We start from the raw sequence: 19,183 nt of genomic DNA, 5'->3' as shown, positions 1-19,183 counted from the left end.
AACCCATGCTGCGGCCGGACGTGGCCGTCTTGCAGAAGGAATCCCGGTCCTTTAGAGCCGGGAGGACGTCAAGTGAAGGTTCGGACTACGTTCGGAGTTCAGCAAACTGATGACGGAAATTCGGCCATTACGGCCGTTCGCAATGTTCACGAAGCGGTCGTTCCAGTATTAAAAATGCCGTCAATCATCCGGGCGTCTTCAACGCAAGGCTAAGGTCGAACTCGAATGATCAGCGAATTCAGTCTGGTCTATGAAATCCTGAACCTGATACGTCCGCTGACGCTCGACATCATCCGGAGACTTCACCAGACGCCGAGTTTGTCAGCTGAAAATTTCATTCGTCGACGTCACTCGCTTCCTAACTCGCTTCCTGCGTAGCCATGCGAGATGGGATCTGAGTTCAGCGGGGCTCACCTTTCGCCGGTCGAACGCTGGCGCGCTTCCTTGTTGCAGCTTCTTTCGGTGTTGCAGGCGAGTTCGCCACCTTTGCTCGACCGGCAACGACGTTGCCAGATGATGATTTACGTGGCCCAGCAGATGGCTTGACCTGCAATTTCTTTGTGACCGCTTGATGGTCCGCCGCAGTCTTCGCGCTCGCGGTTGGCTTCTGGGCTGTCGAGACAGCCGGCTTGGCTGCCTTCTTCGCTGTCACCTTACCTGCCGGTGGCTTGTTACGTCCCGCAGCAGGCGTGGCCGGTGGGTAAGCTTCGGCCATCTCGATGCCGAACACATCGGCCACCAACGCGTCGTCGAGGACTTTGCGTGTAGCTGGGCGTTTTCTCGATTCAGGCAGACCGGTACCGACCTGACGGATGAGATCATTGGCATCGACCCGGCGCAAGGCAAAGAGAAATTCCGGCTGTTGATCGAGCCGTGCGCCGACGCCGTAGAGCACGGCGGCAACGTGCTTGCACATCGACGCCCAGTCCGGGCAACTGCAATTGAATGTGATTTCCTTGGGCGCCGGAAAAAGACCGGTGCCAGGTTTGCAGATGCGCTCCATCACGGCTGACGAGAGCTTGCCCTGCAAGAGTTCCACGATCGAATCGATCGACCCCGAGCAATCGGCTCCGATTGCTCGCCATTGCGTTTCAGGACACGCCGCCACGGTCATGGCGACCTTGTAGAGGCTCGAACCCATTACCTGAGCTCGCACTTCGCCTGCCGTAATCTGGAGGTCGATCACGGAACCGTTGCGCACATAGGTACGGCCGCGCGGCAAGCGGTTGGCATAGTCGCTGTAGCGTTCCAGATTGTCGCACCAGGCCTTGCCCCAGAAGGTCTTGGCGATGGCGCCGCGATACGACGCGATTGGTGACAGGACCGCACCAGCCTTCTTCGCCTTGGCGGCGGCTAGTTCAGCCTTTTTCCTGCGTGCGGCGACCGAGACATACGGCTTCCACCCCCCATAATCCATTGCGCTTCCTCTTGACGATCAGTTTTCTTGAGCGGCGTGAACGTCGAGCTTCACGAGATCGAGCAATTCGCGATCGCTCATCTCGGTGAGCAAGAGTTCTGCACCGCCCTCCAGCACATCCTTCACCAATTGCTGTTTCGCTTCGATCAACTGGTCGATACGATCCTCAATCGTGCCACGGCAGATAAACTTATGCACCAGCACGTTCCTCTGCTGACCGATACGAAACGCACGGTCGGTCGCCTGATTTTCCACAGCCGGATTCCACCAGCGGTCGTAGTGGATCACGTGGGAAGCGGCGGTGAGATTTAATCCCGTCCCACCCGCCTTTAGCGAGAGCACGAAGAAGGGTATCAACTCATCTTCCTGGAATCGCTTGACCAGTTCGCGGCGCTTGGCCACCGGTGTGCCGCCATGGAGCACCAGACCTTCGCGACCAAAGATAGAACCCAGAAATGCCGCCAGTGGCTCGGTGGTCTCGCGGAACTGGGTGAATACCAGCACCTTTTCTTGCTTGGCTGCGATCACTTCGGCGAGTTGGCGCAGACGGGCGAACTTGCCGCTGTCTTCGGCCTTCCACGCCGCATCGCCCAGCCATTGCGAGGGATGGTTGCATATCTGTTTGAAGCGCATCAGAAAGCTCAGCACCACACCCTTGCGACCGATGCCTTCGGCGTCCTCAAGCGCGGCGGCCAGGTCCTTCACCGCTCGCTGGTAAAGTGCCGCCTGGCTCGGGCTCAGGTGGCACCAGGCCTTGAGTTCGGTCTTGTCCGGAAGGTCGTCGATGACCCGCTTGTCTGTCTTCAGGCGGCGCAAGATGTACGGCCGCACGAGCGTGCGCAGCGGGCCGAAGTGCTCGGCCTTTGCCAGCCGCTTGGTAAAATTGGCGAAGACTTTGTCCGAACCCAGCAAACCGGGGTGGGTGAAATCAAAAATGGACCAGAGATCGGACAGGCGATTTTCCACGGGGGTACCGGTGAGCGCGATGCGCGATTGTGCTTGGAGCTGCTTGACCTGTCGTGTTTGCTTGGCGCTCGGATTCTTGATCGCCTGCGCTTCATCGACGACGGCAACGCGCCATTGGATGGTCGCAAGGACCGGCTGGCGAAGAAGCGAGCCAAAGCTGGTGATGACGAGATCGATCTCCGCAAGCCGCGCGGCGTCCAGCGCACGTAATTCGGCCGCCGGCATGACCGACGGATGGACGATCAGCAGGCGCAAGCCGGGGGCGAAGCGCTCGGCCTCTGCCACCCAGTTGGCGAGCAGTGACGCTGGAGCGACCAGCAGGCTGGGGCGCGCCTCGGTGCTTTCGCGCTTGAGCACCAGCAGCAGGGAGAGTACCTGCATGGTCTTGCCCAGGCCCATATCGTCCGCCAGGCAAGCGCCCAGGCCGAGCCGGGTGAGCAGATACAACCACCGCACGCCCGCCTGCTGGTAGGGCCTTAGGCTCGCCTTGAGTTCCGCGCCGGGGCTGATCTGCGCCAACCCTTCCGGCTGACGCAGCTCCTGCAGGATGTCGGCCAACCAAGGCCCAGCAATGAGCTGCGACCAGTCGCGATCAGCGGGGTCACCGCTATCGTCGAGCGAAATACCCGCCAGAAGACGTAGGGCCTCGTTAAAGGGCAGACCGGCTTTCGCCGCCTCTTCCATAGCCTCGAACCGCTTCAGGAGGCGACCGAGCCTTTTCTGGTCCACCTCGACCCAGCGACCGCGGATGAGTTGCAAGCCGTCGGCGCCTTTGAGCAGATCCCTGACCTCCGAGACGCTGAGATGCTCGCCGTCGAGGGACACCTCCATGCTGAAATCGAGCAATGCATCCTTGCCCAAGAGCGAAGGCGGTCGTGCGCCGACGCTGGCTTTCACAACGGGACGAGCGGGACGGCCCGCCTGCCAGACGCCTGGCGTGCGAACGACAATGCCGGCGGTTTCGAGTTTGGGCAGGTCGGTGAGAAAGCGGTGGGCGTCAACAGGCGTCCAGCGCAGCGGATGGTAAATCTCGCCGCTATCCACCATGTCGCGAAGCCAATCGCAGTCTTGCGCGGCGCGCTGCACCGGCAGTAGCAGCGACAAGAGTTGCGCTCGGCTCCTGGCCCCCGAAAATTCTGCGAGGGCTTGCGACAGCGGCTGGTGTTGCGCTTTGCCATGGGCTGACAGGCGCGAGGTGTAAGTCGCAAGGAAAGCGAACGGTGACTCCGGGTCCTTGCGGTTCTCAGCGAGGTTGAAATGCACGCGGCCGACGAGATTCCAGGCCGGGTGGCGCGACTTGAGGAAATCCTGAAGCGAGACTTTTGCGGTCGCCAGTTCCTGGTGCAAGGCGGTATCGATCTCGCCCCACAGCGTGACCAGCACATCTGGCGTTAGATACTCCCCGCCCGTCATCGGCGGCGCATCGGCCACCAGAGCATCGAAATCCCCGGTGGCAGGCATGGCGACCGCGATCTCGCCGCCTTCGGGCGTGGCGCACAAGGCGGTGACGTAGCGCGCGGCAAAATCACGCCACCAGCCCCATGCGGGCGGCAAAATGCGGCCGATTTCGACCGTTCCCAGGTGCAGTAGGCCGTGCCCTGCCCCACGCGCAAAAGCGCTAGCTAGCCACAGTCGTACTTCATCCGCCAATAGTGGCGCGGCATCCTCCGGCACCGCGAGCAGGTGACCACCGGGCGTCAGGTGTGGCGCGAACATGTCGGGAGCAGTCAAGAACGCCCGTCCCCGTCGCGCGGTCGCAGCAAGCGCTGCAGCCGCCTGTTTTCACGGAAAGCGGTTTCGTAATCAACCAGCGGGCCCGCAGGCCCATTGCGAACTCGGCGAAGCTCCGTTTGCGCCTGGTCCGATCGAACTGTGGGGTAAACCAAGTTGCCGGGGTGCGCGTGACCGCTGTGTCGCGCATGTCTGGTGAACTGTCTTTTCATTTGCTGTAGGACGACCTGATTGCTACATCCACTCACAGAAGCTCGCCCCCGGCACTGCCGCCGGCGCGCCAACCCTCAACCGTTACAGCGGTCCCGTTGAATTTCCGAATTCTGCGATAAACAACACTCATGATGAAAGGGTACCAAAACCTGAGGCATACGAGATGGGATGCGGATGGCGGCTCCATCCCGCGCAGGCGAAAATCAGTTGGCGCGTATGTTACTAACAAAAAAAAAGCAGAGTGTCTCCTTCGCCCGAGGATATGACGACCAACTCCAAGGCGGGAATGACCGTTGCACTTCGACTACCGCCGATCACCGACCGGTGTGATTCACGCCATTGCGCTCGCTCGCGTCTATGCTGCGAACGCCCCTTGCTCAGTCCACGCAGCCGTTACTTCACGAACCCGCTTGTCGGGCGCACTGTCAAGACGCAAGAAACTTGCTACGCTTTGCATACTTCGGCGAGGCCGCTTACGTCACTCGGCAAGGCATGCGAGGGAGGGAGGGAGGGAGGGAGGGAGGGATCATGACATTCAAGGCTCAGTGGTACCGAGACAAGTTTGCAAAAAAACGTGGCAAAGGCTTCTGCGGCTATCCAGTGGCAACCGTTGCCTTCTACGGGCCAGACGATACGAGAGCGACGAAGGTCTCTGTTGGCATCGTCGCGCACGAAGATGCTGACGCGGACCCTTTTGAGCGGTGGTTTTGCGAAACAACCGATGCGAGAAGCGATCCTGAAATCACCGAAGCGATCGTTCGATTCATCGATCATCATGGTGCCAAATCGGTGGCGGCCGTCGATCGCATCATCGGCTGCCCGCATGAGGAAGGCATTGACTACCCGGAAGGCGAAAAATGTGCGCAGTGTTCGTTCTGGGCCAACCGTGATCGATGGAGCGGCGAGATCATCCAGTGAGACGTCACGAGGCAAGCGCTTCCATCCTCGCGCCGAGGCGTTCCTTACTCGCTTCATTCCGACCGTGGCCATGCATTCATTGACGCAGGACACTTTCTGGACGAGAAGGTCGCATGCGGCTCACCGCGGTGCGGGGCCAAGCCCGTGGCGTGGTTCCACGCAATCGTGATCGGCTACGCGACGACTGCGACGTGCCTCAGGTGCAGAAAAGGCTCCGCGGAGCCGGACATCGACCGATGCGACACGAAGCGTGGTCACCGCGCAGTGAAAAGTACAGGGGCAAATCTCCTGCTGGGAAGGCACCTTGTGGGATCTTCCTGAGCAAGGTGAACATCACCGTTAATGCAAGGGGCACATCATGGGTTTTTCTTGCCGAACGTTCCTGGTCGCTCGTGACGACACCCTCTGGCGGCTGTCAAGCACCAAGTTCGACCGGATGCTGCGAGATCCGGCAGGACACAGTCTGCCCGATTTTGCGGGGCAACGAGCGCGAATGGCCGGCGTCATGGTCGAGCTTGTGGCCAGAAACCCGGTGCGCGTCGTTCGGAACACATTTTCCATTCTTACTTTTGATGCCGCAGGTCGCATCGACCCGAGTAGATTCGAAAAGCAGCAATTTGCCCTCGCGGAGTCGGTCTTCGCACCGGTCTTTGCCGTATTCGCTGATGAGAGCAACCAAACAGTCGTCGACGCGACCTCCCGATTCATTGCACAGGGAGGCCAATGGGTTCCGTCACGCGCGTTGGCGCGCGTCATAGATCAGACCGCGTTGGGACAACGACAGTGCCGACACCTGTAAACGATTGCTCGAAGGTATGAATGACTTTTCCACGGTCGCTGCCGGGTCGGCCGGTGGAATTTCACCACCAGCCGCCCACAGGTAGGGTCGAGAACTGGCGCGCGCGCAGTAGGCTCCGGTGGCTTCCCCACCGCTTTCGCGGTGGACCTCAGTCCGGCTGCCATAGTCACGTTTCCAGCTCCCGCCACGTCGAACGCAGCGGGCCGATTTCCGGCACTACGCTCTCCTGTTTGCTTCACCTCAAGGGTTATGAGACCTATCATGCTGGGCGCGCTTTCGGTGCTACCGCACGACGAACCCGATAGCCGTTAAACAGCTTCAGTTCCTCATACAGCCAGCGCCTACTCCACCGCTTCCAGCCGAAGCCCCGCCGATTCCGAGATCGCCCCAAGTGACGCCTGATCTTCTTTTCCACCCAGTCCTTGACGAAGCCGAAGCACTCGTTGGAGTCCCCAACAGCGAAGTAATTCACCCAGCCCCGCAGCACCGGATTGATCAGTTGTACCACCCGATCCACCGGCTGCGACTGGTATCGCCGGAATACCTCCTTGAGCTTGCGCAATAACGCCGTCCGTTTCTTCAACTTCGGCGTATAGTGCGCGCGCCACACCCGTTTCCTGAAACTGCGAAGTCGACGGAAGTCAAACCCCAGAAAGCCGAAGCTCTCCGCGCAGTCCAGATCCACAGTGCGACTCTTCTCTTCATTAACCTCGACCTCTAGTTTGGCAAACTCTTCCCGAAGTCGCTTGGTCACCGCCCTCAGCAACCACGCATGGCGCGGGTGGACATCGATCAGCACGACCAGATCGTCAGCGAAGCGGACATACTCGACGTAGGTGTAAATCCCGTTACGCGTGACTTCTTTCGCCCGTTCCAGCATCCGATCCACCTCGGTGAGATAGATGTTACTGAGCAACGGCGAAATCACCCCGCCTTGAGGAACGCCTTGTTTGCCCGATGCCTTCAGCATCAGCTTCAGCAAATGCATTACGTCGTCGTCCTTGATCCGACGCGCCACTTTTTCCAGCAGTAGATGATGCCGAACTGTGTCAAAGTAGGCGCGCAAATCAAGGTCTATGACGCGCGTCTTACACTGAACAATCGCCGTCGCCACCCGATGCACCGCTTCGTGCGCGGTTCGCTTGGGACGATAGCCATACGACCCCGGTTGGAAGTCCGCCTCGAAGATCGGCTCCACTACGAGCTTGAGCGCACCTTGAACCACCCGGTCGCGGATAGCAGGGACGGTTAGCGCGAACTGCACAGGCGCTCAACGAGTATTTGGGATGGGCTGAGATCTGCCATCCATTCCATCCGTTAAAAGGCCAACGTTTTCCAGTACTGAAGACCCGGCGCGTCGGCGGGGTTGATACGCTGCTTCTGGGTCATGCAGAACGCGGCAGCTTCAGCATTGCCCGCGAGTGGACCGACTGGGGCACGCCCTCTGTTCACGACGGTGTTGGCGTCACCGCGTGCCGCTTCGATCTGGAGATGCTGCTAGAGCTGATCGACCTGGTCGACCTGGTCGACCAGCTTGCCGTTTCGACCTCGAAGAAGTCACCCACCAAAGGAGCTTGATCAATGAATCGTTCTATCCTATTATCAGACCAGTCTTTAACGTGGTCCGCTCATGGAAGATCTTCCGTCGTCGAAGTTGCGCAAGCGTCGCGCCCAGTTGCTGCGGCAAATGCCGGCGTTGGAGACGCTTCTGCGTGGCTCGCTCATCGAACGCTACAAGCGCTGCGGCAAACCCGGCTGCAAGTGTGCCAACGGCCCCGGTCATGGTCCCAAGTACTATCTGTCCGTGAGTTTTCCTGGGCGCCGGCCGCAAATGGACTACGTGCCCCAGGCCGATTACGCCGACGTGACCGAACGTCTGGCGAACTATCACCGAGTCCGCGAGATCATCGAGGAGATCTGCGAGATCAACCGCGAACTCTTACGCCGCCGCGAGGCGCTCTGAGAGGCGGCGGTGAGCCAGTCGTCTCTACCGCTCCCCCAATCCATCGATCCGCAATCGGCCGGCGTACTCATCGCCAACATGCTCGAGGCCTGGCTCACCGCCGGGCCCGCGCTGCAACCGACCGAGGAGGCCGTCGATGAACACCAAGATCACCTCGCAGCATCACAGCAAGCCGGCGTACATATATATCCGGCAGTCGACATTAGCTCAGGTGCGGCACCATCAGGAGAGCACCGAGCGCCAGTATGCGTTGAAGGACAAGGCGCTGGCATTGGGCTGGACAGAGACGGCGATCCGTACGCTGGACCGGGATCTCGGTCAGTCGGGGGCGCAGATGACAGGCCGCGAGGACTTCAAGACGCTGGTGGCGGATGTCTCGATGGGGCAAGTGGGTGCAGTATTTGCCCTGGAGGTGTCACGCCTGGCACGCTCGAACCTGGACTGGCATCGCCTGCTCGAACTGTGTGCGCTCACTCATACCCTCGTGATCGACTCAGATGGTTACTACGACCCGGGCGACTTCAACGACGGCCTGCTTCTCGGTCTCAAAGGCACGATGGCTCAGGCCGAACTCCATTTTCTGCGCGGGCGCCTCCAGGGCGGTAAGCTCAACAAGGCGCAGAAGGGTGAATTGCGCTTTCCGCTGCCGGTTGGTCTGTGCTATGACGATGAAGGACGCATCGTCCTGGATCCTGATGACGAAGTGCGCGGCGCCGTGCAACTGGTATTCCGTCTGTTCCGCGAAACCGGTAGTGCATACGCTGTCGTCAAGCGGTTTGCCGAAGACGGGCTACGCTTTCCGAAGCGCGCCTACGGAGGAGCCTGGGCGGGCAAACTCATCTGGGGACGACTTAGTCACGGACGTGTGCTCGGATTGATCAGGAATCCGTCGTATGCCGGCGTCTATGTCTTTGGGCGCTACCAGTACCGCCAGCGCATCACACCAGAGGGAGAGGTGCTCAAGCGCGTGCAGCCGGTTCCGAAGACCGACTGGCGCGTCCATCTGCCCGGGCACCACGAAGGGTACATTACCCCGGAGGAGTTTGAGCAGAATCAGGCCCGCCTGGCGCGCAACCGGACGAACGGTGAAGGTACCCTGTTGAGTGGCCCGGCGCGCGAAGGGCTCGCGTTACTGCAGGGACTGCTGGTGTGCGCACGCTGTGGCCGGGCAATCACGGTACGCTACCAAAGTCACGGCGGCATCCGCCCGATCTATCTGTGCAGCAGGCAGCGCCAGCAAGGTTTAGCGACCAAGGATTGCGTGCACGTGCGCGGTGAGCTGCTTGACAACGCGATCGGCGAAGCGGTGCTTACGGCGCTGCGCCCGGCCGAACTCAAGCTCGCCGTCACCGCCCTGAAGGAACTCGAGCAACGCGATCGCGCCATCATGCGTCAGTGGGAGATGCGTATCGAGCGCGTCGAATACGAGGCTGCCCTCGCCGAACGGCGCTATCAGGAGTGCGACCCCGCCAACCGGCTGGTCGCAGGAACCCTCGAACGGCGCTGGAACGACGCTCTGCATCGCCTTGAATTGATCAGGACGGAAGCCGCTCAATTCGAGAGCCAGAAAGCGCGCGTCGTCACGGCTGAGCAGAAGGCTCAGGTCCTCGCATTGGCCCGCGATCTGCCACGCCTGTGGCGCGCTCCGACGACCCAGGCGAAGGAGCGCAAGCGAATGCTGCGTCTCCTCATCCGCGATATCACGGTGGAGAAATTGTCCGAGCAACGGCAGCTCGTTCTGCATGTGCGCTGGCAAGGCGGCGTCTGCAACGACATCACCGTCAATCTGCCCAAGCCGCGCCCCGAAGCGATACGTTATCCATCGGCAATCGTCGAGCAGGTCCGCAGACTGTCTCAGCGGCTGTCAGATCCGCAAATCGTTGCACACCTCAATCAGGAAGGGCTGCGCAGCCCCCATGGCAAGCCTTTTACGCTCGCCATGATCAAATGGATCCGCTACAAGTACGCCATTCCAGCGACTTGCCTGATGCGCCCTGATGAACTCACCGTGCAGCAACTCGCCGCGCGCTTGCGGGTCAGCATGCACGTCGTCTATTACTGGATCGAGCGCCGTATCGTCGAAGCACGTAAGCTTGATGATCGGAGGGGGTGGTGGATTGCGCTGGACATCACCAAGGAACAAGAACTTCGAGACCGGGTGCGTACTTCAGGGCACCTGAAGCCGCAACATTCCAACATTTAACTGTGAGAGGTGCAATATGAAATCACCGTCAGAGTCTTGGTTTCCCTCCACCCTGCTATCCAAGCTACGGGGTGCCTGACTTTTACCCCGGCAGGTCTGTCTCCTGCTGAATGCGCCAGCCTTCGCTGGACGCACAACCGTGCGTAAACCTCTCGATTTACACGGCTCGTCCCAGCCGTACCTTTGCCATCTCGCGATGACAAAGCGACGCGGAAGGTAGATGCTCATCCCGGTTGCCCGGTTGGCGATAACCTTCTCTGAGCTGAGTCATCCCCTTCGCTCCACTCCCATTACAGGAACTTCAACACTAATACGGGATGATCCGCCCCCTTCATGTGCATCGGTACTTTCCCCCTTCGTGGGTTCCACTTATAGAGTTTTCCCTTGGCATCACATGAAGAGTTCCCAAGTTCCGTATCTGAGCCTGAATTAGAGTCACGCCACCTATACACCGGACACCACGTAGCCAGTAAGCAGGTCGCCGCCACGCTGATCCCGGGAGAGTAGTGTGCCCCCGGTTTTGATGTCGTCTGCAAAGGCGTTTCGATGCGTCATCGGTGGTTCACTTGCGTTCGTCTCTCTAACCCATACATGACGTGTTTGATCACGCCTTTTAACCGTAACGTTCACCACCGCAGCGTTTCCGACTGAAGCAGCTTACGGCTGTTTGAAACCTGCGCCTGCACGCCGGCTTCGGAGGGCCTTCCTCCATCTCAGGTACAGCATCGTGTCTAAAAGAATGCAGACACGTTCATGGCACAACACCACCACGCCTTTTGACCGCAGCAGCACCGGGCGGTTCGAAGCCTGCTCCCGCAAGCCGGCTTCGGGAGGCCTACTCCCATCTTCAGTACAGCACCACACGCTTTCGCTTGTGTTCGTGACACACTTTCATCCATGCGCCAGCTCTTGCCCACAGGGCGCTTGTGCTTGCGAAACGTCTTTTCGAACAACGGCATCAGTTTGATCACCCACCTGTGCACCGTCGAATGATCGACGCCGATGGCGCGCTCAGCCATCATTTCTTCAAGATCCCGAAGACTGAGCGAATACGCCACAAACCATCGCACGCACAGTAGCATCACATCCAGCGGATAATGAAGCCGCCTTAAAACCTTGACATTGCCTGCAGCAAGGGCCGTTCGTGGTGTCGCGGTGTTCTTCATCGTGAGCCGAAGCAAAGTTTGTGCAACCCGAACTTTGACGCGGCATCGCGATTGCGACAAAACCGCTCTTCTTCATCGCGCAATTCTAGCTGGCACCGCCTTCAACTTGACAAAGCCCAACGCTTCAATGTGACAACGCTGCATCTACCGCTATATCACACGAGGCTCAGCGTCGACTTAGACGCTGAACACGGACACCGCTTCTCGAAGCGTTTTTGCTTGAGCCGCGAGCGATTGTGCTGCAGCAGACGCTTCTTCGACTAGCGCTGCATTGCGTTGGGTTACCTCGTCCATCTCCCCGACCGCTAGCGCGACCTGATCGATCCCGTTGCTTTGTTCGGAGGAGGCGATGGCGATTTCAGACAACAGGCTCGTCACCTGCCGCACATTTTTTGCGATCTCCGTCATGGTCGTGCCGGCGTCCGATACCAGAGCGCATCCTGTTTTTGTGCGTGCCGAAGACTCCTCGATGAGCACTTTAATATCTTTCGCGGCGTTGGCCGAACGTTGCGCCAGGGAGCGGACCTCCGCAGCAACCACGGCAAAGCCTCGGCCTTGCTCGCCTGCTCGCGCGGCCTCAACCGCTGCGTTCAAGGCAAGTATGTTTGTTTGAAATGCGATTCCCTCGATTAGCACGATGATGTCGGTCATGCGCTTCGCACCTTCATCAATGTCCGACATGGTTTTGACGACGCGCGAGACAATGTTGTCGCCACTCAGCGAACTCGCGCTTGCACTGATCGCAAGCCGGCTCGCTTGCTGTGTATTGCCCGCATTCTGCTTGACCGTGCTTGTCAGCTCTTCCATGCTCGCCGCAGTTTCTTCGAGCGAAGCCGCTTGTTGTTCTGTTCGCGACGCCAAAGCCTCGTTGCCTGCCGCGATCTGCTCGGCGCCCGCAGCAATCGCTTCGCCACTTGCGCGAACGGTTTCCACAGTAGCGCGCAATTGTTGTTTCATCGCTTGCAGCGCATGGAGCAATTGGCCCATTTCATCATTGGAGGAAACTTCCACCGTGCGGCGAAGGTCGCCGTGTGCAACCTCGTCGAAATGTTTCAGGGCAATGGAAAGGGGTCCATTAATCGACCGGCCGAGCGCCCACGCAGTCACCGCTGCAGCAACCAGCGCAAACAAGATAAGCAGGGAGACGGCAGTGGTCAGCAGCGTGTATTGTTGCTCGGCATGCTCGTATACGCGCTTGCCCGACTCGAGTTGCAAAGACTTTAGGGCGTCATTGGCTTTCACAAGCGCGGTGTACGCTTTGCCGACCTTGGTCGCGGCAGCATAATATTCCTTCGTCTCTTCGCCTTTGATCGCAGTCGAAAGATTCTGAAAACTTTCCCTTAACTGTTCACGCTTTGCGGTCGCGGTATCAGCCAGTCCTTTTTCGTCCGCATCGGCAGGCAAGGCTCGGTATGCGTCCCATGCCTTGTCGGACGCCGCCCAGTATTGCAGTCCTTTAGCCAAATCATCTTCGGCATCCGCCTTCTCAGCGATCGCAGCCCTCAACACGACCGCGCGAGCGCGTCCGATTTCAATCTCCGCATTTCCCAAGTAGCGCGTGCTGGGCAATTGGTCGCCGTAGACGGCCCGAAGTCCCGTCACGGCGCCGCGCATGCCAAAAAGCCCGAGTATGCCTCCACTGATGACCAGCAGTGCGAGGAATGCGACGGCAGCCCGCAGGCGTAATCGGATAGACATGTTTTTCAAGATTGATATTTCCGGATCGGAGTCGAACAAGTCGCACGACGATTTGTGTGCTTCGGGTGCCTAATCTATAACGGTATTTTTAGGGTAAACCTTAGGGCTGTACTGAAGAAGCATCGGTCTTCGCCCATCTATGCTTGGCGATTTCGTGACATGGACAAATCCACTCGATTGGCGACGGTTTTTGCGCCTTGAAGCAGGGTTTTCGACTCTCCTACACCGTTTCCTCAGTCTCTGGACGCAACTGTCCCATTGCCTGTGAGTGACACCAATTGGATGTTCGCCAGTGTGAGCGCGGCGAAAGCGCGGTCGGCGTTTTTCGCAAGCTCGCGATAGCGAACTTTACCGAATCCTCATAGTCGTTTCACCACCGCAAACACGTACTCGACCCGAGCGCGTATCTTCGATTTATTGCGATTCTTTGCCCGCCTGACCCCACTTTCAAACTGCCACTTTGGCGTAGTCCCGGAATGCCGCGCATCACGGCATTGCACCCGGCACATTGTTGATGCCAACGCCACCGAGGCCGCCCGCCTTTGGCACGCGGCGAATCTCCATCGGCAAATCATTGTCCTCGGCGAATCTCACGACGAAATCAAACGCTTCAGGACATACCCTCCGGAGCTCACCGGAAACGATCAGGCATCTAACCCCGCCGTCGTCGACCGGCATTGCAAGCCGCGTAGACGCGATATGCATGCCCGGCCGACGCTCCCCGACGTACAAGATGATGACTCCCATGAGACGCTCGACCCAGTCGCCCGGGCGAAATATCTTCCGGTGGCGCGTGAGTCCATTGATCAGAAAGAACTCAGTGCTATCAGGGGTCGTCATGCGTCCGCGGTCGATGGCCCGAGTGTGGTCCAGTTCGGCTTGCTGGATTCCTCGACAGGTGGCTCGTATGCTTGCTGCAGCCTGAACACCGCGACTGCATCATCGAGCACGCGCGCCTGTTCTTCGAGCGATGCCGCAGCAGCCGCGGCTTGCTCGACGAGCGCCGCATTCTGCTGGGTCGCGTTATCCATCTGGGTCACCGCGTGGTTGATCTGATCGATGCCGCGTGATTGCTCTTCCGAGGCCGCGCTGATTTCGCTGACAATGCCGGTAACGTGGCGAGCTGCCTTGACGATTTCGGCCATTGTCGCGCCCGCGCGGGCCGCGAGTTCGGCACCGTTGTGCACCTTCGCAACCGAATCGCCAATCAGTTCCCTGATCTCTTTCGCGGCAGTGGCCGAACGTTGCGCAAGAGCACGCACTTCGCCTGCGACCACCGCGAATCCACGTCCCTCCTCGCCGGCACGCGCAGCTTCGACAGCCGCATTCAACGCAAGTATGTTGGTCTGGAATGCGATCCCCTCGATCGCGCCAATGATGTCGACAATCCTGGCTGAACTCGACGACATGTCCGCGATTACATCGACGACCTGGCCGACAACGTCGCCTCCGTGCGCGGCAATCTCCGACGCGTTCGCAGCCAGCGCGCTGGCCTGCCGCGCGTTATCGGCGTTTTTCCGCACGGTTGCAGTCAACTCCTCCATGCTCGATGCGGTCTCCTCCAAAGTCGCTGCCTGCTGCTCAGTGCGCGCCGACAAATCGGCATTGCCGCTCGCGATCTCGCGTACTCCGTGTGTGATCGCCGCCGTCCCGTGACGAACCTGGCTCACGGCAGCAACCAGGGCCACCTGCATTCGAGCAAGCGCAGCCATCAGCCGGCCCATTTCGTTGGTGCGCGACGTATCGACCGGACTGGTCAGATCACCCGCCGCAATGCGCTCGAAATGACGAATCGCTGCATCGATAGGCTGCACGATCGAAGCCGTAAGCACGAAGCGCGCAAACAGACCGAGCGTGACCGCAGCAAATCCGATCGCGCCGAACAGCCAGAGCAGGAGGCGGAAATGCTGTTGCGCCGACACAAAGTGCGCCTTTTGCTGCTCCACCTGAAAATCCTCCAGCGCGCGTACTGCGCTTCGGTAGTCGCTGAACAACGTGTCAGGTGCGTGCCTCTGCGTCGTTCGGAACGACATGAAATCGTTCTGATCGAGCGCCTCGATCTGAGGGGTGAGCGCTTGCTTCATCAATTGCTCGCGCTTCGCGCGCAACGCGTTGGCCAGCGCCATTTCTACGCCATTCGATGGCGACCGCGCCGCATAGGCGGCCAGTTCGCGATCGCTGGCAGCCAGTTCCGCATGCACCCGCGCAAGCACAGCGTCGGTGGATTTTCCCTGTACAACAAGCGCTTCGTATGCACCCAGATCAACTCGCACCAGCAGGAGCGTTTCGCTGCTGGCAGTAAGATGTCGCAGCGCCGCCGTCTCTTCGCTGTACATCTTCTCGAGTGACGCGTTGGCCCTCTCCAGACCCGCGATTGACGTTGCAATCACAAGCACGAGCGCCGCCGTAAAACCGACGATCGTGATCGTCAAAGCGACTCGGATAGTGGTATTTCTGAACATGGTCGTTCACCTCGAGCCGCGGTATATAAAAAAACGGCGGCGGATAAATCCACCGCCGTAAGTTGGAGAGAAAGTCGGTCAATGCGTCAGCAGCAGGAATCGGATTCCCGGATCAGAAACGGGTGCGCACGCCCGCGGTCAGCTCGACCTGATTGGTCGCACCGAAGGTGCTACCGACCGTATAGCCGCCATGAAGCCTCATGTAGTCGCCGGCCAGATACACTTCAGTGCGCTTGGAAAAGTGATAGAAGACCGATCCGTACAACGTCTCCTTGTAACCGTTGTGAAGACCGGACGTGGGATCAAAAGCACCGATGTTCGCGTTCGGGATATCGCCGTCAGCGTTATACGCGGCGTTCTTCACACGCATTTGCTGATAGCCAAGCTCGTAGTCGAACGCACCCTTCGGCGCCAGCTTGAGCGACACGGTCCACGCGTTGTCCTGACGCTGGCCGAGCGAGCCCTGATTGCCCAAGTAGCGGAAGTACCCCGCATTGGTGCGCAGAATACCGAACGTATAGTTACCCCCCACTGAGAACGACTGGTTGGTGAAGCCCACGCGATTCGCGTGGCTATAAAAGGACGACACGTTGAACGGGCCGCCGTTGTACCCAAGCGCTGCCTGGTAGTTGGAGTTGGAGCCGAAACTCGTTGAGTTGCCAAACGCGTAGCCCGCACTGGCGAAGATGCCATTGCTGAACAGTTTCTTCCACGCGAGACCGTTGGTGTAACGGGTGCCGGTGGCACTGGCCGCGTAGAAAATCATTTGTTTGAAGTTGTTCGAGTTCGTCCAACCACCCTCTTCCGTCGTCAGCCGGGCGCTGCCGTACGGGTCGCCATAGATCGTCGATGCATCACGGGCGATCGTGTTCTGGAACCCTGCTGTGAACTTGCCGAACGTGTCGTTTTCAATGCCGACCCACGCATCTCGATCGAAAATCTGGCCCGGGTCTTCCATCTGACCGTTGGCAACAACGAATTCGCTCTCGAGCCGGAAAATGATTTTCGAACCTGCACCAATGTCTTCCGCACCCTTCAGGCCCCAACGGCTGCCGCTGAACCACGGTTCGCCGCCAAGGCCCATGCCGATGACGTGATCGCCGTTCGCATTTGCATGCGACTGATAGGTCGGCACGCTCAGGTCCATCAGGCCATAGAGCTGAACGCTGGATTGCGCATGCGCGCTTCCGGCAATCAGGGTGCCTGCGCTCGCAGCCAATAACATTAACGGTTTTTTCACAGCGTTCTCCTCACGACTTCACGTTGGAATAGGTCTTTATGATTCGTTCAACAGCGAACGAAGCTTAACTACCTCAATCCTTCGCGAATCTTTCATGCGGAGCAAAAACAACGTCGGTGAAAATACCAATTATCATTTTATTGTGGGGTACGAATAATATAACCAAGTCCGCGCAACGTCACGATCTGTGCGCTCGAAATACCCAGATGCTTGCGCAGCCGATGGATATATATGTCGATGGCGTCGGCGCTGGGTTCGTCGTCGATCGTGAACACACACGCCATCAACGCCGCCTTCGACACGGTCTTACCCTGTCGAAGAATCAGCGCCTCCAGAATCGCGTGCTCCCGGCGCCGCAGACGCAGAGCTTCGTCCGCGACAAAGAATTCGCGCGACTCGAACCGGTACTGAAGATCCCCGCATACAATCGTCTGGCTTTCGTCCCCACCCGCTTTGCGGCGGATGATCGCTTTTATCCTTGAGACCAGCTCGCGCGCATCAAATGGCTTCACCACATAATCGTCAGCGCCGGCCGCGAAACACGCGACCTTTTCATCGGTCGAGCCATTGGCCGTGAGCATCAAGACCGGCACGTTGTTCCGTCCGCGACGCAGGCGCGTCAGCACGTCTTTGCCGTTAATGCCCGGCAGGCGCAGGTCCAGAAGAACGGCGTCGTAGCTTTTCATCTTCAGCAACGTTTCCGCCTGCTCTCCGTCTGCAGCCCAATCCACCGTAAAGTGTTCGACTTGCATCAGGTTGATCACCCAGCGCGCCAGATCTGCGTTGTCTTCCACCAGCAGCAACTTCATTCAACTCCCCTTTCCTTCGGCGAGTGCGCTCGCTTGATCTGACCATAACCGCATCGTTACGGTCGCAACAAGGCCAACGCCTCGCTTGCCGGGAGCCAGCGTCACAGTACTGCCGTGGCGATGTGCAATCTCACGCACAATTGACAAACCAAGCCCGGAACCCTCTGTATCGGCGGAGGCACGATAAAATCGCTCGAATACCCGGGAGCGCGCTTCGGCAGAGATGCCGGGTCCGTTATCGACCACTTGTACTACCGCGGTAGCATCACTGCGCCGCGCCGTCACGGTAACCCGCCCTCCCCGCTGCGTGTAGCGCAGCGCGTTATCGACGAGATTGGTTAGGAGCGCAGTCATCAATGTCTCATCACCGACCACGCGCATTTCTTCGTTGATCTCCGCGCCGAGGTCAATGTCTCTTTGCTGCGCAAATCCGATCAGCTCCTCGAGCACCCCTGCAATGGCTGCACTCAGATCGACGAAATCTTCATCGCTCGCGGGCAGCGAAGACTCCGCATGCGCCAGCAAAAGCAGTTTGTTAGTAAGCACTGCCATCTTCCGGCTGCTTTTGTGCATGCCGGCTAGTGCTTCGGCGAGTTGCTCATCCTGATTTTGCCTCTGCCGGGCGAATTGGATCTGCGTATCCAGTAACGTCAGGGGCGTTCGCAACTGGTGTGCCGCATCGGATACGAATTGACGCTGCGTAGCCGTCTGCTGGCTCATGCGGGAAATACACTGGTTGATCGCATCGACGATTGGCCGAAGCTCAAAATGCAGCCGTTCGGCACGAATCGGTTCAAGCTGGGATGGCGCCCGATCGGACACGTCATCCTTCAACTTCATCAGCGGCCTCAATTCGAAGGTCAGGCCGAAATAGACGAGCAGCATCGCCAGCAGGAGCATCAAAATAAGGCGAATGAGCTGGGGATGCCATAGCCGGGCGGCCATCGCGTCACGCGAAAGCTCCGTCTTCGCGACTGCCACCGTGACGTCTTCCACGCGCCCGGAATCGAACATTTGCCGGACATACACAACGGCGCGCACATGCCGGCCGCCATCGAGAACCGTGCGGTAGAACGTCGGACTGGAGGAGATCGTGTCGGGCAGCGGCAAATCGGGATTACCCGCCAGCAATCTGTGCCGTCCGTCTACGATCTTGTAGAACACACTGTCGTGCTCGGGCGACTCAAAAAGTTCGAGGGCCGCCGGCGGGATCTGCACAACGATCTCGCCGCTACCCCAGTCGATGTCTTCACCGATGATTCGCATCGACGACACCAGCGCGTTGTCTTGCAAGATGTTCGCCGTGGACCGCGCGTTTTGCACGGACATGATTCCGGATATGCTGACGAATGCCGTCAGTGGCAGTAAAAGCCACGCCGACAGCCTGGCCCGCAAGCTGCCCAGTATCACGAAATCATGTCCTTCGAATAGCCATCAATTAATCTCTCAAAATGCTGCCGGCTTCCATTTGAGCAGACGCCGCTCCAGACTTGTCAGGAGGTAATCAGCGGCAAGCGCAACCACGGCAAGCACGATCATTGCTGCGAACACTCCGCTTGCGTTGAATGCCCCTTGCGCGGTTGAAATCAGCAAGCCAA

At 59.0% G+C, this 19,183-nt stretch carries 14 protein-coding genes and 3 pseudogenes; 5 read left to right on the top strand and 12 right to left on the bottom strand.

All coding sequences use genetic code 11. The annotated features are described in order from the left end of the window. Window positions 1-400 precede the first annotated feature (400 nt). Window positions 401-1,417 carry a hypothetical protein gene (locus tag M0D69_RS40085; protein ID WP_301787339.1) on the bottom strand — a complete coding sequence of 339 codons (1,017 nt, stop codon included), beginning with the start codon at window positions 1,415-1,417 and terminating at the stop codon, window positions 401-403. An 18-nt stretch (window positions 1,418-1,435) separates the two neighbouring features. After that, a complete protein-coding gene (locus tag M0D69_RS40080; RefSeq protein WP_301787342.1) occupies window positions 1,436-4,099 on the bottom strand; it encodes a DEAD/DEAH box helicase in 2,664 nt (887 codons plus the stop codon). Window positions 4,100-4,855: 756 nt separating this feature from the next. On the opposite strand from M0D69_RS40080, the gene M0D69_RS40075 reads away from it, so the two are divergent. Beyond that, entirely contained in the window at window positions 4,856-5,245 is a 390-nt protein-coding gene (locus tag M0D69_RS40075; RefSeq protein WP_301787338.1) for a hypothetical protein, read from the top strand. Window positions 5,246-5,603: 358 nt separating this feature from the next. Further along, complete coding sequence (locus tag M0D69_RS40070; RefSeq protein ID WP_301787337.1) at window positions 5,604-6,044, top strand: hypothetical protein; 441 nt, start codon at window positions 5,604-5,606, stop codon at window positions 6,042-6,044. A 259-nt stretch (window positions 6,045-6,303) separates the two neighbouring features. On the opposite strand, the gene M0D69_RS40065 is transcribed toward M0D69_RS40070, so the two are convergent. Then, complete coding sequence (locus M0D69_RS40065) at window positions 6,304-7,308, bottom strand: reverse transcriptase domain-containing protein (protein WP_301787336.1); 1,005 nt, start codon at window positions 7,306-7,308, stop codon at window positions 6,304-6,306. A 17-nt stretch (window positions 7,309-7,325) separates the two neighbouring features. Between M0D69_RS40065 and M0D69_RS40060 the strand changes: the two genes are divergently transcribed. The 3 genes from M0D69_RS40060 to M0D69_RS40050 all read left to right on the top strand — a co-directional run bounded on the left by M0D69_RS40060 (window position 7,326) and on the right by M0D69_RS40050 (window position 10,210). Then, a complete protein-coding gene (locus M0D69_RS40060) occupies window positions 7,326-7,622 on the top strand; it encodes a Y4bD/Y4pK family protein (protein WP_301787335.1) in 297 nt (98 codons plus the stop codon). A gap of 52 nt (window positions 7,623-7,674) precedes the next feature. Beyond that, window positions 7,675-8,007 carry a DUF6788 family protein gene (locus M0D69_RS40055; RefSeq protein ID WP_301787334.1) on the top strand — a complete coding sequence of 111 codons (333 nt, stop codon included), beginning with the start codon at window positions 7,675-7,677 and terminating at the stop codon, window positions 8,005-8,007. A 136-nt stretch (window positions 8,008-8,143) separates the two neighbouring features. After that, window positions 8,144-10,210: a recombinase family protein gene (locus tag M0D69_RS40050; protein ID WP_301787333.1), complete on the top strand. Its 2,067-nt coding sequence runs from the start codon at window positions 8,144-8,146 to the stop codon at window positions 10,208-10,210. A gap of 887 nt (window positions 10,211-11,097) precedes the next feature. Here the strand turns inward: M0D69_RS40050 and M0D69_RS40045 are convergent. The 9 genes and pseudogenes from M0D69_RS40045 to M0D69_RS40005 all read right to left on the bottom strand — a co-directional run. Then, window positions 11,098-11,376 (bottom strand): annotated as a pseudogene (locus M0D69_RS40045) (IS6 family transposase); the annotation flags it as partial. Between the two features lie 177 nt (window positions 11,377-11,553). Beyond that, window positions 11,554-13,113, bottom strand: a complete 1,560-nt coding sequence (locus tag M0D69_RS40040) for a methyl-accepting chemotaxis protein (RefSeq protein WP_301787332.1) — start codon at window positions 13,111-13,113, stop codon at window positions 11,554-11,556. Between the two features lie 194 nt (window positions 13,114-13,307). Next, a pseudogene (locus M0D69_RS40035) lies at window positions 13,308-13,514 on the bottom strand (transposase); the annotation flags it as partial. Between the two features lie 46 nt (window positions 13,515-13,560). After that, the gene (locus M0D69_RS40030) at window positions 13,561-13,914 is read right to left on the bottom strand and encodes a DUF3579 domain-containing protein (protein WP_301787331.1); all 354 of its coding nucleotides are present in this window, start codon (window positions 13,912-13,914) and stop codon (window positions 13,561-13,563) included. Continuing rightward, window positions 13,911-15,536, bottom strand: a complete 1,626-nt coding sequence (locus tag M0D69_RS40025; protein WP_301787330.1) for a methyl-accepting chemotaxis protein — start codon at window positions 15,534-15,536, stop codon at window positions 13,911-13,913. The genes M0D69_RS40030 and M0D69_RS40025 overlap by 4 nt, the downstream gene beginning before the upstream one ends. A gap of 112 nt (window positions 15,537-15,648) precedes the next feature. Then, entirely contained in the window at window positions 15,649-16,761 is a 1,113-nt protein-coding gene (locus tag M0D69_RS40020; RefSeq protein ID WP_301787341.1) for a porin, read from the bottom strand. 152 nt (window positions 16,762-16,913) lie between these two features. Then, complete coding sequence (locus tag M0D69_RS40015; RefSeq protein WP_301787329.1) at window positions 16,914-17,585, bottom strand: response regulator transcription factor; 672 nt, start codon at window positions 17,583-17,585, stop codon at window positions 16,914-16,916. Beyond that, window positions 17,586-18,992 (bottom strand): sensor histidine kinase, encoded by a 1,407-nt coding sequence (locus M0D69_RS40010; protein WP_301787340.1) that lies wholly within the window; start codon window positions 18,990-18,992, stop codon window positions 17,586-17,588. Between the two features lie 39 nt (window positions 18,993-19,031). Further along, a pseudogene (locus tag M0D69_RS40005) lies at window positions 19,032-19,183 on the bottom strand (ABC transporter permease); the annotation flags it as partial.

The sequence above is a fragment of the Caballeronia sp. SEWSISQ10-4 2 genome, from assembly GCF_030464885.1.
In the GTDB taxonomy this organism is placed as follows: Bacteria; Pseudomonadota; Gammaproteobacteria; order Burkholderiales; family Burkholderiaceae; genus Caballeronia.
This window is presented reverse-complemented; position numbering and strand designations above follow the sequence as displayed.